A 12,722-nucleotide genomic window follows, 5' to 3' on the forward strand; every position below is an offset into this window, starting at 1 on the left:
CGGGAGTGAGGTTCCATACGAAAGGATTTTGCCGTTGGGACAGACGATATTCGTGCCGAAGGAGATTGACGCAGCGGAACCGCGCGTCGCGGCTTCTCCTGATACGGTGAAACGGCTCGCGGGTCTGGGTTTCACGGTAGTGGTCGAAAAGGATGCGGGCGCTGCCTCGCGGATTCTCGATGCCGACTTCGCAGCCGCCGGCGCCACCATCGGCAAGGCGGCGGATGCCGCCAAGGCCGACGTGATCCTGAAGGTGCGTCGTCCCAGCGATGCGGAACTGAAGGGCTACAAAACCGGCGCCCTGGTGCTGGCTACCATGGACCCCTACGGCAACGATGCCGCGGTGGCCGCAATGGCCAAGGCCGGCGTCTCCGCCTTCGCCATGGAATTCATGCCACGCATCACGCGCGCGCAGTCGATGGACATCCTGTCCTCTCAAGCCAACCTTGCCGGATACCAGGCAGTCATCGACGCCGCGGCCGAATATGACCGCGCGCTGCCAATGATGATGACGGCGGCCGGCACCGTGCCGGCGGCAAAGGTGTTCGTCATGGGGGCGGGCGTTGCCGGTCTCCAGGCCATCGCGACGGCGCGTCGTCTCGGTGCGGTTGTGACCGCGACCGACGTCCGTCCCGCCGCCAAGGAACAGGTCGCTTCGCTAGGTGCCAAGTTCGTTGCCGTGGAAGACGAGGAGTTCAAGGCAGCCGAAACCGCCGGCGGTTACGCCAAGGAGATGTCGAAGGAATATCAGGCGAAGCAGGCGGCGTTGACGGCTGATCATATCGCCAAGCAGGACATCGTCATCACCACGGCGCTGATCCCGGGCAGGCCGGCGCCAAAGCTGATCTCGGCCGCCATGGTCGCAGCGATGAAGGCGGGTTCGGTGATAATCGACCTTGCCGTCGAACGCGGCGGCAATGTCGAGGGCGCCGTCCCCGGCAGCGTGATCACGACCGCCAACGGCGTCAAGATCGTCGGTCACCTCAATGTGCAGGGGCGGGTGGCTGCCTCCGCGTCCCTGCTCTACGCCAGGAACCTGTTCGCATTCCTCGAGACGATGGTCGACAAGGAGACCAAGACGGTTTCCGTCAATCCGGACGAGGAACTGGTCAAGGCGACGCTGCTCACCCATGGCGGCAAGGTCATTCACCCTGCCTTCGCCAATGCACAGCAAGATGCCGCCGTGCAGCAGGAGCCGGCGGTGGCCCAGAAACCCGCAGCGCCTGCAAAGGCGAAGCAGCCAAGAAAGCCGGCTGCCCGGAAATCTACGGCTGCAAAGCCCAAGGGAGGGGCATGATGGAAGAGAAAACCGCGCTCGCGCAAGCGATCGAGCAACTCGAGCAGGCAGCCGCGGCCGTACGTCTCGCCTTCCAGGAAGAGCAGGTCGAAGCGGTCGCCGACGCGGTTGCCGCCGGCGCCGGTGCTGCAAGCGGCGTCGACCCCTTCGTTTTCCGGTTTGCGATCTTCGTGCTGGCGATCTTCGTCGGCTATTACGTGGTCTGGTCGGTGACGCCTGCGTTGCATACGCCGCTCATGGCCGTGACCAACGCGATCTCGTCGGTGATCGTCGTCGGCGCGCTGCTGGCGGTCGGCATCTCGGCATCGGGAGCCGCCACGGGTTTCGGCTTCGTCGCTCTGGTGCTGGCTTCGGTCAACATCTTCGGCGGCTTTCTGGTCACCCAGCGCATGCTGGCGATGTACAAGAAAAAAGAGAAGTGAGGCCTGACTTATGAGCGAGAACTTCGCCTCCTTCCTCTATCTGGTATCCGGCGTGCTGTTCATCATGGCGCTGCGTGGCCTGTCGCATCCCACGACGAGCCGGCAGGGCAATGTCTACGGCATGATCGGCATGACGATCGCCATCGTCACGACGCTGGCGCTGGCGGTGCCGTCGTTCGGTGGGCTGGTGCTCATCATCGCCGGTCTCGCAGTTGGCGGCGGTGCCGGTGCGGTTATCGCGCGGCGCATTGCCATGACGTCGATGCCGCAGCTTGTTGCAGCCTTCCACTCTCTGGTCGGTCTTGCAGCAGTCCTCGTGGCCGCCGCCGCCGTCTACGCGCCTGAAAGCTTCGGCATCGGCATGGTCGGCCATATTCACACCCAGGCGATCATCGAGATGAGCCTTGGCGTTGCCATCGGCGCGGTGACCTTCACCGGTTCGATCATCGCCTTCCTCAAGCTCGACGGCCGCATGTCTGGCAAGCCGATCCTGCTGCCCGCGCGCCACATCCTCAATGCCGGCGTCGCGATCGCGCTCGTCGTGCTCGTCGTCATGATGGTGTCGACCCAGTCGACCACCATCTTCTGGCTGATCGTGGCGCTATCGCTCCTGCTCGGCGTGCTGCTGATCATTCCGATCGGCGGCGCCGACATGCCGGTCGTGGTATCGATGCTCAACTCTTATTCGGGTTGGGCGGCTGCGGCACTCGGCTTCACGCTCGGCAATCTGGCGCTGATCATCACCGGCGCGCTGGTGGGCTCGTCGGGTGCAATCCTCAGCTACATCATGTGCAAGGGCATGAACCGCTCCTTCATCTCGGTGATCCTCGGCGGGTTCGGCGGCGAGACCGCCGCCGTGGCCGATGACGGCATCGAGCGTACCGTCAAGCAGGGTTCTGCGGACGATGCGGCCTACCTGATGATGAATGCCCAGAAGGTCATCATCGTGCCCGGCTACGGGATGGCGGTGGCGCAGGCGCAGCATGCGCTTCGCGAAATGGCCGACAAGCTCAAGGCGGCGGGCGTCGAGGTGAAATACGCGATCCATCCTGTCGCTGGCCGCATGCCCGGCCACATGAACGTGCTGCTGGCCGAGGCCAACGTGCCATATGACGAGGTCTTCGAGCTCGAGGACATCAACTCCGAGTTCGCACAAGCCGATGTGGCCTATGTCATCGGCGCAAATGACGTGACCAATCCGTCGGCGCGCGACGACAAATCATCGCCGATCTACGGGATGCCGATCCTCGACGTCGACAAGGCGCGCACCTGCCTGTTCGTCAAGCGTTCGCTCGGTTCCGGCTATGCCGGCATCGACAACACGTTGTTCTACAAGGACGGGACGATGATGCTTCTGGGCGACGCCAAGAAGATGACCGAGGAGATCGTCAAGGCGATGGACCACTAAAGTCACGTCTTGCCGAAGACCAAGGCCCCGAAATTCGATCGCGGCGTTGAGCGACCGACTTTCGGGGCCTCTTTTTTTCGGGATGGTCCAATTCGGCCCAGCCTCTTCGCCGCAACCAGCAGAGTTGCAAGAAATCCAGTTCTGTTATTTCCGGTTCTGGCTTCTGGCCGCATCCGCGGCGGCGAAGTGCGCCATCTGATCGGCGTGGGCCTTCTTGAAGGCGGGGCGTTGTGTGACCCGCGCCACATAGGCTTCCGCCGCCTTGCGATCACCGAACGACCGAACTTTCGCCACGCGGAGAACGTCGGCCATCAGCAGGTCTGCGACTGTAAACCTGTCAGCGGCAAGCCATTGCCGTTCGCTCAAGACGCGCTCCATGTGGTCGAGGCGGCTTTCCAGCCAGCCGGTCAGATTGTTCTTCTCGGCGCCGGTCACTTCCAAAAGCCACCAGGGTACTGAAACCATCTCAATCGAATTGAGCGCAGCGATCGTCCACTGCAGCGTCTCGGCTTCTCCGACAGGATCGCGTGGCATCAGCTTTTCGCTTTTTCGGGCGAGATGCAGCAGCCCCGCTCCGCTCTCAAACATCTCGAGCTCGCCATCGCTCAGGAACGGGACCTGGCCGAATGGCTGGCGCGCAAGATGGTCGGGGCCCCGATCGTCGAAAGGCACAGTGCGGACGGAGTATTCGAATCCGGCTTCCTCGCACGCCCATCTCAGTCGCATGTCGCGCACGAAACCCCGGGGCCCCTCCGGCACCCAGTCGTAGGTCCAGATCGTCACCTGTTCGGGCATCTCGGCATCTCCACTCAGGGTCGTTCCGCCAAATCAGAAATGAATCGCTTCTGCAGTGACCTGAACGGCGTATTGTCATCCAGATGTATCACAGCGAAAATAAACGCGGGTCATAGGCAATCAACCGGGAGACGTTCAAATGACGATACAAAGACGCACGCTGCTCAAAGGCGCCGCCGCTACGGCCGGCATGTCGCTTGCCGCACCCTTCATATCGCGCGGCTACGCGCAGGGCTCCTCAGGCGAAGTCAACATCTTTGCCTGGGCCGGCTACATCAATGACGACATCCTCGCCGCCTTCGAAGCCGCGACCGGGATCAAGCCGAACTACACTCCCTACGGCACCAATGACGAACTCCTGAACCAGCTTCGCGCCAACAACGGTGCCGGTTTCGACATCATCTGGCCGAGCGTCGACCGCGTGCCGAACTATGTCGAGTTCGGCCTCGTGCAGGAGATCGACGAATCGAAGGTCGAAGTCGCCAAGTGCCTGCCAAGCGCATGGGAAAACTCCGCCAAGTTCGGCGCGGTCGTTGACGGCAAGCGCTACCAGGTGCCGACCGACTGGGGCACGGAAGCGATCGCCTACGACAAGGACCAGGCGCCGCTTGAATACGGCACCGCGTCTTATGGCGACATCTGGAAGGAAGACATGGCGGGCAAGGGTACTGTTCGCGCCCATTCCAGCCTTGTCGGCCTTGGCCTCTGGCTCGAGGCGGAGGGCAAGCTGCCCCGCCCGTTGCTCGACGCCTTCACCAGCCCCGAGGCACAGATCGAAATCTTCGACGTGATCGTCGCCGAGGCGGTCGCTCGCAAGGGCAACATCATCCAGTTCTGGAACAACGAGAACGAAGCGCAGGGCGCATTCCGCGTCAACGGCGCCGCAATCGGCCAGACATGGGACTCGACCGCCGCCGCACTTGGCAAGGAAGGCCTGCCGGTAGGCTTCATTGCGCCGAAGGAAGGCGCGCTGGCGTGGATGGAAGGCGTGTCGATCCCTACTGGCGCTGCCAATGTCGACCAGGCCTACGCCTTCATCAACTGGTTCCTGACGCCGGAAGCCGGTGCGATGTATTCCAACGCGACGTCGATCAACTCGACGGCGGTTGGCGCGGCGGATCTCCTGTCGGACGAAGCCAAGGCATTCTTCGCCGCTGCCTATCCCGGCGACGCGCTCGAAAAGCTGTGGTGGTGGCCGATCCAGGAGAGCTGGTACGTCACCAAGCGCAACGAGTACCAGGATCGCTTCCTGTCGGCCTGATGGCTTTCCGGGAAGAGGGGATAGTTGCCCCTCTTCCCGGGCTACACAATGAATGACGCACGGCCGCGAAGCGGACGGCGAGGGGACCCATGTCGCATTCCGTCGAACTCAATGAAGTCGGCATGACCTTTGGCAGGACGCGCGCCGTGGGCGACGTATCGTTCAATGTCGAGGGTGGCGAGTTCTTCTCGATCCTGGGCCCTTCCGGCTGCGGCAAGACGACGATCCTGCGCATGATCGCGGGCTTTCTGCAGCCCACCGAAGGCCGCATCAGTATCGGCGGCAGGGACATGGCGGGCCTGGGACCGAACCAGCGGCCCACCGCCATGATCTTCCAGTCGCTCGCACTGTTTCCGCTGATGCCCGTGTGGGAGAACATCGCCTTCGGGCTAGAGGCGCGCGGTGCATCCAAGGCCGAGCGGCGAAGGCGTGCCGACGAACTTCTCAAGCTGATCGCGCTCGAAGGCTATGGCGACCGAATGCCTGGCGAACTCTCTGGCGGCCAGAGGCAGCGTGTCGCCATCGCCCGCGCGCTCGCCGTCGAGCCGCAGGTGCTGCTGCTCGACGAGCCGCTGTCCGCGCTGGACCTCAAGCTTCGTCAGCATATGCGCGCGGAACTGCGTGCATTGCAGAAACGGACGGGTGTCACCTTCATCTATATCACCCACGACCAGTCGGAGGCTTTAGCCATGTCCGACCGTATCGCGGTGATGAGCGCGGGTGTCCTTCAACAGGTCGGGACGCCGAGGGACCTGTACGACAATCCGGCGACGCCATTCGTCGCCACCTTCGTGGGCGAGACCAATGTCATTGCCGGCAAGGTGACGGCGATCGATATGTCGGTCGCCACCGTCGAAACCGGCCTCGGCGTCATGCGGGGTAGGGCAGGAGATGGCTTGGCCGTGGGGCAGGCGGCGCGGCTCTATGTACGGCCCGAAGCGCTGGTGTCGGGAACGGACGTGCCCAACGCAATCACCGCCTCGGTCCAGCGTATCGACTTCGAGGGAGCCTTCGCGCTGGCACATGGAACGCTCGACGACGGCTCCGCGCTTGTCGCGTCGATCCCGTCCACTGCGCTTCACGCCGCGCCGGCGATTGGCAGCCGCGCCACGTTCGGTTTCGATCCCGCTCATGCCGTGGTGCTACCCCATGGCTGATCTTTACAAGCGGTTCGGTGGCGGGCTGTCGACCATCTTCGTCGCGTTGGTGCTCCTGTGGATGGCGGGGATGATCCTCGCGCCGAACATCATGATGATCGACTACGCGTTGCGGCCGAACCTGCCGCCGGCGCAGATCGGCGGGCCGAACGACGTCTATTCGCTCGACAACATGCTGTACCTCGCCAATGAGGGCGTGCACCGGACGATCTTCTTCAAGACGATATGGGCCAGCGCCTTCGTCGCTTTCGCAACCTTCGTCGTGTGCTACCCGCTGGCTTTCTGGCTGGCACAGCATGCAACGCCGAACCAGGCGGCAATCGCGATCCTTGCGCTCACGATTCCGTTCTGGATCAACGAGGTGCTGCGCACGCTTTCCTGGTACATCCTGCTCGCGTTTCGCGGGCCGCTCAACGCGCTGCTTCTGAATCTCGGGATCATCGACGAGCCGGCGCGCTGGTACGGCAATGGCGGGGTCATGGCGGGGATGATCTACGCCTATATCCTGTTCATGCTTTTTCCGATCTACAACGCCATCGAAAGCCTCGAAAAGGCGCAGATCGAGGCTGCGCGGGACCTCGGGGCGTCGACATGGCGCATTCACTGGCGGGTGGTGATGCCACATGCCAAGGCGGGTATCGCCACCGGTTGCGTGTTCACCTTCATGCTGGCGGCGGGCTCCTATGTCGCGCCGGCGCTTCTCGGGGCGCCCGGCAGCCGCTGGTTCACCGAGATCATCTACAACTGGTTCTTCGAGGGTGGCGATTGGAACCGCGGGGCTGCCTACGCCCTCGTACTGCTCGTGCTCTGCCTCGTGGTGGTTCTGGCGACGCTGAAGCTGACCCGGGTCAACCTGACGGACGTTGCGAAATGAGCGGCGCCGACCGCATCCCGCGTCTTCTCTTCGCCTTCTACATGGTGGCGTTCTTTGTCTATCTGTTCGCTCCGCTGGCGATCATGGGCGCGGCGACATTCAATACGAGCCGCTTCCCGACCGTGACGCCATGGCAGGGAACGACGCTGCAGTGGTTCGTCGAATTGTGGAACGATGGCGCGATGTGGCAGGCGCTTGGGACGTCGATTCTGGTCGCCGTCTTCGTGGTTGCGATATCTCTGCCGATCGGAACGGCGGCTGCCTTGATCCTGACCAGCCTACACGCTCGGGCCCGTGGCTTCGTCTATGCGGTGATGGTCTCGCCACTGCTGACGCCGGGAGTGGTCATCGGCATCTCGACCCTGGTGCTGTGGCGTCAACTGGGCGTCGGCGGGGGCGTGTTCCTCATCGTCGTCGCGCAGGCGAGCTTCATCATCTGCTACGTGATGCTGATGGTAGCCGCGCGCCTGCAACGTTTCGACCGCACGCAGGAAGAAGCGGCGCTGGGGCTCGGCGCGTCGAAGGTCATGGTGTTCCGGCGCATCCTGTTGCCGTTCCTGAAACCGGCGCTGATCGCGGCCGCGTTCCTGGCCGTGCTGCAGTCGATCGAGAACTACAACACCACGCTGTTCGTGCGCGGCTTCGACACGCCGCTGACGGTCTTCATTGCCACTAAGGTGCGCACCGGGCTGACGCCGGCGGTAAACGCGCTGGCGCTGATCATGATCGCAGTGACCATTTTCGGGGCCGTTGCCTACGAAATCTCGCGTCGGCAGCAGGCAAGGCGCGCCCAAGAAGCTTGAGGATCAGTCCACTCGGGCCGTCGCCTCGTTGAGGCCAATGCGCACCTTGTCGAGGCGGCCTCGAAGTTCCTGAAGTTCTTCAAGAGCCTCGCCCGACGCCGCGTTCATGGCCATTGCCGCCTCGCATCCCGTCACGCGTAGGGCCAGCCCTGCATCTGTTGGCACGACATCGAGCAATCGCTCGTCCTCGCGATTGCGCGAGCGCGCGACGAGGCCCTGCGTCTCCAACTTCTTGATCAACGGGGTCAGCGTGCTTGAATCGAGCAGAAGGCGCTCGCTTATGGCCCGCATCGTGGTGCCGCCGGTTTCCCAAAGCACCATCATGACGAGGTATTGTGGATAGGTCAGCCCTGTCTCGGCGAGGATGCGGCGATAGAAGCGCGTGACGGCGTTGGCGGCTGAATAAATTGCAAAGCAAGGCATCACGTCGAGGGTGACCTGCTCCATCAGTTCGGGATTGTCACGGAAGTCAATTTTCATGGCGTCTCCTTGCGGAACTGTGCCCGCTTCCAGAGCAGGAAATAGATCGCACGCGATCAGATCGCAAGGCAATAAACCTTTTGTGATATCGTTGTCGATTAAATCGTGTACGATTAAATAGGGCGTACGAAGTCAACCCGCCGCCATGGAGTTCCGCAATGGACCACACTGATCCGACCACAGATACGCAAACGTCTCGCCTGACCAGGACTGCCGTTCTCATCCACGGAGCATGGATGACACCTGCCTCCTGGGACAATTTTCGCATCCGGCTGGAATCCGCCGGCTACGCGGTGCACGCACCGACCTGGCCACTCCTGGACAGGGGCACGCCCGCGCAACTGCGTGCCAACCCTCCCGAGGCGCTCGGGCGCCTGACGGCTGGAGCGATCACGGATCACTATGCCCGCTTCATCGACACGCTGCCCGAAAAGCCGCTGATCATCGGCCATTCGATGGGGGGTCTTGTGACGCAGTTGCTGCTCGATCGCGGATATGGCGTCGCTGGTGTCGCGCTCGATCCCGGCCCCATCGCCGGCATCATTCCCGATACATTGTCCTTGGGCGCGGCCTTCCCCATTCTTGCACGCTGGAACGCGTGGAACCGTACCTACACTTTGAGCAAGGCACAGTTCGACACACGATTTGCCAACACCGCACCAGCCAGAATGCGTGATGAGGCCTATGAGAAGTACATGGTGCCGACGTCTGGCCGTCTGTTCGCTCAGGCCGCCACGGGCATCGGCCTCGCAGTGAGCCCCGGCAAGCGCACCCAGCCCCTGCTGATCACGGCCGCCGAGAAGGACAGGACCGTGGCGCCGGCGCTGTCACGCGCCATCTATCGCAAGCAGAAGAAATCGCCCGCGCGTACCGATTTCGTGGAATTTCCGGGGCTGTCCCATTTCCTGGCGAGCGAGCCAGGCTATGAGAAGGTCGCCGACTATGTCATCGACTGGGCGAAGAGCCTCTGAGCAGCCGAGGTCTGGCCGCGGCCGGCGAGGCGGTCATGCGCCGCCGGTGCGTGCGACTCCATCCTTGGCAGCCTGAAGGTTAGGATTGAGCCGCAGCGCTTCGCCGAAAGATTTGGACGCGCGGCTTCTGTCGCCACGGCGCTCGAGTATCAGCGCCTGATAGGCCCATGCCTCGGCATTGTTGCGGTCGAGCTGGATCGCCGTATTGAAATCGGCCAGCGCGTTGTCTTCGTCATTGCGCGCCAGATAGGAAAGGCCGCGACCGTTGTAGGGTTCGGCTGAATTGGGCGCGAGCGAGATCGCCGTGGCGAAATCCTCGATGGCGAAATCGTGCTGGCCGCGCGCCTGATAGAGCAGCCCGCGATTATGGTAGGCGCGCGGGTCGGTTGTATCGAGCTGGATCGCGCGCTCGAAATCCTGGAATGCCTCCGTGCCGCGGCCGGCAAGGCGATAGAGATTGCCCCGTCCGATATAGGCGACGTCGTAGTTGGGATTGATCTGAAGCGCGCGGCTGTAGTCCTGCACTGCCTGCTGCTGATTTCCGGTCAGCCGGTGGATCAACGCGCGGTTGGCGTAGGCCTGATAGAAGTTCGGGTTGAGTTGGAGGGCGGTGTCGAAGTCCCTTAGCGCCTCATCGTAGCGTCCGCCGCGACCATAGGCCGTGCCGCGCACATTGTATCCTTCGGGATCGTTGGGAGTACGCTCGATGACCGCTGTCAGCGAGGCGATATTCTCGCTCGACCCCTGCGCGACATCCATCGGCTTCACACCGCTCAAGGCGCTGTCGGAGGTTTGGCACCCGGCGACAAACAGAGCGCCTGCAAGCGTCAGCGCGCTCGCACAGCGGGTGAACCTGGAGCCGTTAGCGGCAATCGCGAATGTGTTCATCGATGTCCCCTTCTGTGCGCGCGGCTGAACCGGCTTTGACCGCGGTGCGTCGTTGGCGCGTGAGAATTCGGCAAAAACGAAAAGGTGGCCGCGATTCGCATCGCGCCACCTTAGCCGGTATCGCCGGAAAAGGACGAAAAGGAGGCGTCAGCGAGCAGCCGCGGCGGGTGCGACGCGACCGCCAGCCACAAGACCTTCGCGCTGGGCGCGCTTGCGCGCCAGCTTGCGGGCGCGGCGCACGGCCTCTGCCTTTTCGCGCGCACGCTTCTCGGAGGGCTTCTCGTAATGTCCGCGCATCTTCATTTCGCGGAAAATGCCTTCGCGCTGCATCTTCTTCTTGAGAGCGCGGAGAGCCTGGTCAACATTATTGTCGCGGACGAGTACCTGCACGTGCGTTCCTGTCTTAGGGTTGATGTGCGTTTCAACAATCAAGGGCACGACAAGCGCCCCCGCGGCGGACTAACGCCACGAATTGCGGCGGCTCATAGCAGAAGCAGCAGAGCTTGTCCACAACGCAAGCGCAGCATTCGTACGGTGTTGCGCGCTTTTTGGCGTTTGGCCCAATACGCCATTCACCGTCGCAAACAGTGCAAGAGTGACAGCCGGTTTTGGCTAGTGGTACACGTCGAGTGTCGCGACCAAGCCGACGAGACAAAGATTCAGCCCGGAGCCTGAAGAATGCGCAAGTTTTCCGCCTTCGCCATCGCCCGCGAAGCGCTTCGCGGACACAAGGGCTGGGAGGAGCAGTGGTCCTCGCCGGAGCCGAAGGCCGAGTACGACGCCGTCATCGTGGGAGCGGGCGGCCACGGCCTTGCGACGGCCTATTACCTGGCCAAGGAACACGGCATCACCAATGTCGCCGTCGTCGAGAAGGGCTGGCTGGGCGGCGGCAATACGGGGCGCAATACCACCATCATCCGCTCCAATTATCTGTACGACGAGAGCGCGGGCATCTACGACCATGCGGTCAAACTGTGGGACGGGCTCTCGCTCGACCTCAACTACAACGTCATGTACTCGCCGCGCGGCGTGATGATGCTTGCCCACAATGTCCACGACGTGCAGGTCTTCAAGCGTCACATTCACGCCAACCGGCTGAACGGCGTCGACAACGAATGGCTGACGCCGGAAGAGGCGAAGGCATTCTGCCCGCCGCTGAACATTTCGAAGAATGCGCGTTATCCCGTCATGGGCGCGGCGTTGCAGCGCCGCGGCGGTACCGCCCGGCACGACGCGGTCGCCTGGGGGTATGCACGCGCCGCATCGGCGCGCGGCGTCGACATCATCCAGAACTGCGAGGTCACCGGCATACGGCGTGCGCCGCAGGGGCATGTGCTCGGCGTCGAGACGTCGAAAGGCTTCATCGGGGCAAAGAAGGTCGGCGTGGTGGCCGCCGGTCATTCGTCGGTTCTGATGCAGATGGCCGACGTTCGCATGCCGCTGGAAAGCTATCCGCTGCAGGCGCTGGTGTCCGAGCCGGTGAAGCCGGTCTTCCCCTGCGTCGTCATGTCGAACACCGTGCACGCCTACATCTCCCAGTCGGACAAGGGCGAACTGGTCATCGGGGCGGGCACCGACCAATATACTTCCTATTCGCAGACCGGCGGGCTGCACATCATCAATCATACGCTCGACGCCATCTGCGAGATGTTCCCGATGTTCACGCGCATGAAGATGCTGCGCTCGTGGGGCGGCATCGTCGACGTGACGCCGGACCGATCCCCGATCCTCGCGAAGACCCCGGTGAAAGGGCTCTACGTAAATTGCGGCTGGGGAACCGGCGGCTTCAAGGCGACGCCTGGCTCCGGCCACGTCTTCGCCCACACGATCGCCCGCGACGAGCCGCATCCGATCAATGCGCCGTTCACGCTGGAGCGTTTCCGTACCGGACGGCTGATCGACGAGGCGGCTGCGGCCGCCGTGGCGCACTGATGAGCGGACTGGCCGCCGCCCTGGCAGTCTCGGCGCCGATGATGTTGGCGAATGAGCAGGGCATGTTTCATTTTCCAACGACCGAGGATGCCTGGCGCCTCCAGCGCATCCAGCGCACCGACAATGAACGGGAATGGCCGTTCGCCGCCGGTGCCGGCTACCTTATGTGCGTGTGGATATTGGGGGAACGCGTGGTCTATTTCGCCGAGCCGCCACAGGACGCGGACGCAAAGGAATTCAACCGCGTCGTGGTGGTGTCCACCAATCCACTCGACCTCATGATGGTCAATCTCGGCAAGAACGACGTGTTCGCGCCTTTCGAAGGCGTCGAACAATTGGTGCTGCGCCTCGGGCCTTTCGTAGACCTCGGCCGGCGACTTTGCAGCCAGCCGCGCGGCTCCGAGATCGGCCCCGGCGAATTGTAGATACAGGAA

General features: G+C 62.9%; 14 protein-coding genes. 10 read left to right on the forward strand and 4 right to left on the reverse strand.

Annotated features, from left to right (window positions below):
• The first annotated feature begins 34 nt into the window (after positions 1–34).
• The 3 genes from AAFN84_RS00500 to AAFN84_RS00510 are packed head-to-tail and all read left to right on the forward strand — an operon-like array spanning position 35 to position 3,127.
• Positions 35–1,297 (forward strand): Re/Si-specific NAD(P)(+) transhydrogenase subunit alpha, encoded by a 1,263-nt coding sequence (locus tag AAFN84_RS00500; RefSeq protein WP_347512368.1) that lies wholly within the window; start codon positions 35–37, stop codon positions 1,295–1,297.
• Complete coding sequence (locus tag AAFN84_RS00505) at positions 1,297–1,719, forward strand: NAD(P) transhydrogenase subunit alpha (protein WP_347512369.1); 423 nt, start codon at positions 1,297–1,299, stop codon at positions 1,717–1,719. The genes AAFN84_RS00500 and AAFN84_RS00505 overlap by 1 nt, the downstream gene beginning before the upstream one ends.
• A 10-nt stretch (positions 1,720–1,729) precedes the next feature.
• A complete protein-coding gene (locus AAFN84_RS00510) occupies positions 1,730–3,127 on the forward strand; it encodes an NAD(P)(+) transhydrogenase (Re/Si-specific) subunit beta (RefSeq protein ID WP_347512370.1) in 1,398 nt (465 codons plus the stop codon).
• Positions 3,128–3,271: 144 nt separating this feature from the next.
• On the opposite strand, the gene AAFN84_RS00515 is transcribed toward AAFN84_RS00510, so the two are convergent.
• Entirely contained in the window at positions 3,272–3,922 is a 651-nt protein-coding gene (locus AAFN84_RS00515; protein WP_347512371.1) for a glutathione S-transferase family protein, read from the reverse strand.
• A gap of 139 nt (positions 3,923–4,061) precedes the next feature.
• Here AAFN84_RS00515 and AAFN84_RS00520 point away from each other — a divergent pair, with 139 nt between their 5' ends.
• The 4 genes from AAFN84_RS00520 (at position 4,062) to AAFN84_RS00535 (ending at position 8,017) form a co-directional block, all read left to right on the forward strand.
• Positions 4,062–5,183 (forward strand): extracellular solute-binding protein, encoded by a 1,122-nt coding sequence (locus tag AAFN84_RS00520; protein WP_347512372.1) that lies wholly within the window; start codon positions 4,062–4,064, stop codon positions 5,181–5,183.
• 89 nt (positions 5,184–5,272) lie between these two features.
• Positions 5,273–6,340, forward strand: coding sequence for an ABC transporter ATP-binding protein (locus tag AAFN84_RS00525; protein ID WP_347512373.1), 1,068 nt, complete (start codon positions 5,273–5,275; stop codon positions 6,338–6,340).
• On the forward strand, positions 6,333–7,214 hold the full coding sequence (locus AAFN84_RS00530; protein WP_347512374.1) for an ABC transporter permease: 882 nt from the start codon (positions 6,333–6,335) through the stop codon (positions 7,212–7,214). Before AAFN84_RS00525 ends, AAFN84_RS00530 begins: the two co-directional genes overlap by 8 nt.
• Positions 7,211–8,017, forward strand: coding sequence for an ABC transporter permease (locus AAFN84_RS00535; protein WP_347512375.1), 807 nt, complete (start codon positions 7,211–7,213; stop codon positions 8,015–8,017). The genes AAFN84_RS00530 and AAFN84_RS00535 overlap by 4 nt, the downstream gene beginning before the upstream one ends.
• Before the next feature lie 3 nt (positions 8,018–8,020).
• Here the strand turns inward: AAFN84_RS00535 and AAFN84_RS00540 are convergent, their stop codons facing one another.
• Complete coding sequence (locus AAFN84_RS00540) at positions 8,021–8,497, reverse strand: MarR family transcriptional regulator (protein ID WP_347512376.1); 477 nt, start codon at positions 8,495–8,497, stop codon at positions 8,021–8,023.
• Between the two features lie 158 nt (positions 8,498–8,655).
• Here AAFN84_RS00540 and AAFN84_RS00545 point away from each other — a divergent pair, with 158 nt between their 5' ends.
• Entirely contained in the window at positions 8,656–9,468 is an 813-nt protein-coding gene (locus tag AAFN84_RS00545) for an alpha/beta hydrolase (protein WP_347512377.1), read from the forward strand.
• Between the two features lie 33 nt (positions 9,469–9,501).
• On the opposite strand, the gene AAFN84_RS00550 is transcribed toward AAFN84_RS00545, so the two are convergent.
• Together AAFN84_RS00550 and rpsU are read right to left on the reverse strand one after the other, a co-directional pair.
• Complete coding sequence (locus AAFN84_RS00550) at positions 9,502–10,356, reverse strand: tetratricopeptide repeat protein (protein WP_347512378.1); 855 nt, start codon at positions 10,354–10,356, stop codon at positions 9,502–9,504.
• Positions 10,357–10,503: 147 nt separating this feature from the next.
• Positions 10,504–10,746: a 30S ribosomal protein S21 gene (rpsU, locus tag AAFN84_RS00555; RefSeq protein ID WP_347512379.1), complete on the reverse strand. Its 243-nt coding sequence runs from the start codon at positions 10,744–10,746 to the stop codon at positions 10,504–10,506.
• A 288-nt stretch (positions 10,747–11,034) separates the two neighbouring features.
• Between rpsU and AAFN84_RS00560 the strand changes: the two genes are divergently transcribed.
• Both AAFN84_RS00560 and AAFN84_RS00565 read left to right on the forward strand, forming a co-directional pair.
• The gene (locus AAFN84_RS00560; protein WP_347512380.1) at positions 11,035–12,288 is read left to right on the forward strand and encodes a sarcosine oxidase subunit beta; all 1,254 of its coding nucleotides are present in this window, start codon (positions 11,035–11,037) and stop codon (positions 12,286–12,288) included.
• Positions 12,288–12,713, forward strand: a complete 426-nt coding sequence (locus tag AAFN84_RS00565) for a hypothetical protein (RefSeq protein WP_347512381.1) — start codon at positions 12,288–12,290, stop codon at positions 12,711–12,713. The genes AAFN84_RS00560 and AAFN84_RS00565 overlap by 1 nt, the downstream gene beginning before the upstream one ends.
• Positions 12,714–12,722 lie beyond the last annotated feature (9 nt).

This window comes from Mesorhizobium sp. CAU 1741, from assembly GCF_039839275.1.
In the GTDB taxonomy this organism is placed as follows: Bacteria; Pseudomonadota; Alphaproteobacteria; order Rhizobiales; family Rhizobiaceae; genus Aerobium.

Excerpts from the sequence above, each read along its gene's own strand:
- AAFN84_RS00505 (WP_347512369.1), top strand. The coding sequence starts at position 1,297 with ATGGAAGAGAAAACCGCGCTCGCGCAAGCGATCGAGCAACTCGAGCAG.
- AAFN84_RS00510 (WP_347512370.1), top strand. The coding sequence starts at position 1,730 with ATGAGCGAGAACTTCGCCTCCTTCCTCTATCTGGTATCCGGCGTGCTG.
- AAFN84_RS00515 (WP_347512371.1), bottom strand. The coding sequence starts at position 3,922 with ATGCCCGAACAGGTGACGATCTGGACCTACGACTGGGTGCCGGAGGGG.
- AAFN84_RS00520 (WP_347512372.1), top strand. The coding sequence starts at position 4,062 with ATGACGATACAAAGACGCACGCTGCTCAAAGGCGCCGCCGCTACGGCC.
- AAFN84_RS00525 (WP_347512373.1), top strand. The coding sequence starts at position 5,273 with ATGTCGCATTCCGTCGAACTCAATGAAGTCGGCATGACCTTTGGCAGG.
- AAFN84_RS00530 (WP_347512374.1), top strand. The coding sequence starts at position 6,333 with ATGGCTGATCTTTACAAGCGGTTCGGTGGCGGGCTGTCGACCATCTTC.
- AAFN84_RS00535 (WP_347512375.1), top strand. The coding sequence starts at position 7,211 with ATGAGCGGCGCCGACCGCATCCCGCGTCTTCTCTTCGCCTTCTACATG.
- AAFN84_RS00540 (WP_347512376.1), bottom strand. The coding sequence starts at position 8,497 with ATGAAAATTGACTTCCGTGACAATCCCGAACTGATGGAGCAGGTCACC.
- AAFN84_RS00545 (WP_347512377.1), top strand. The coding sequence starts at position 8,656 with ATGGACCACACTGATCCGACCACAGATACGCAAACGTCTCGCCTGACC.
- AAFN84_RS00550 (WP_347512378.1), bottom strand. The coding sequence starts at position 10,356 with ATGAACACATTCGCGATTGCCGCTAACGGCTCCAGGTTCACCCGCTGT.
- AAFN84_RS00560 (WP_347512380.1), top strand. The coding sequence starts at position 11,035 with ATGCGCAAGTTTTCCGCCTTCGCCATCGCCCGCGAAGCGCTTCGCGGA.
- AAFN84_RS00565 (WP_347512381.1), top strand. The coding sequence starts at position 12,288 with ATGAGCGGACTGGCCGCCGCCCTGGCAGTCTCGGCGCCGATGATGTTG.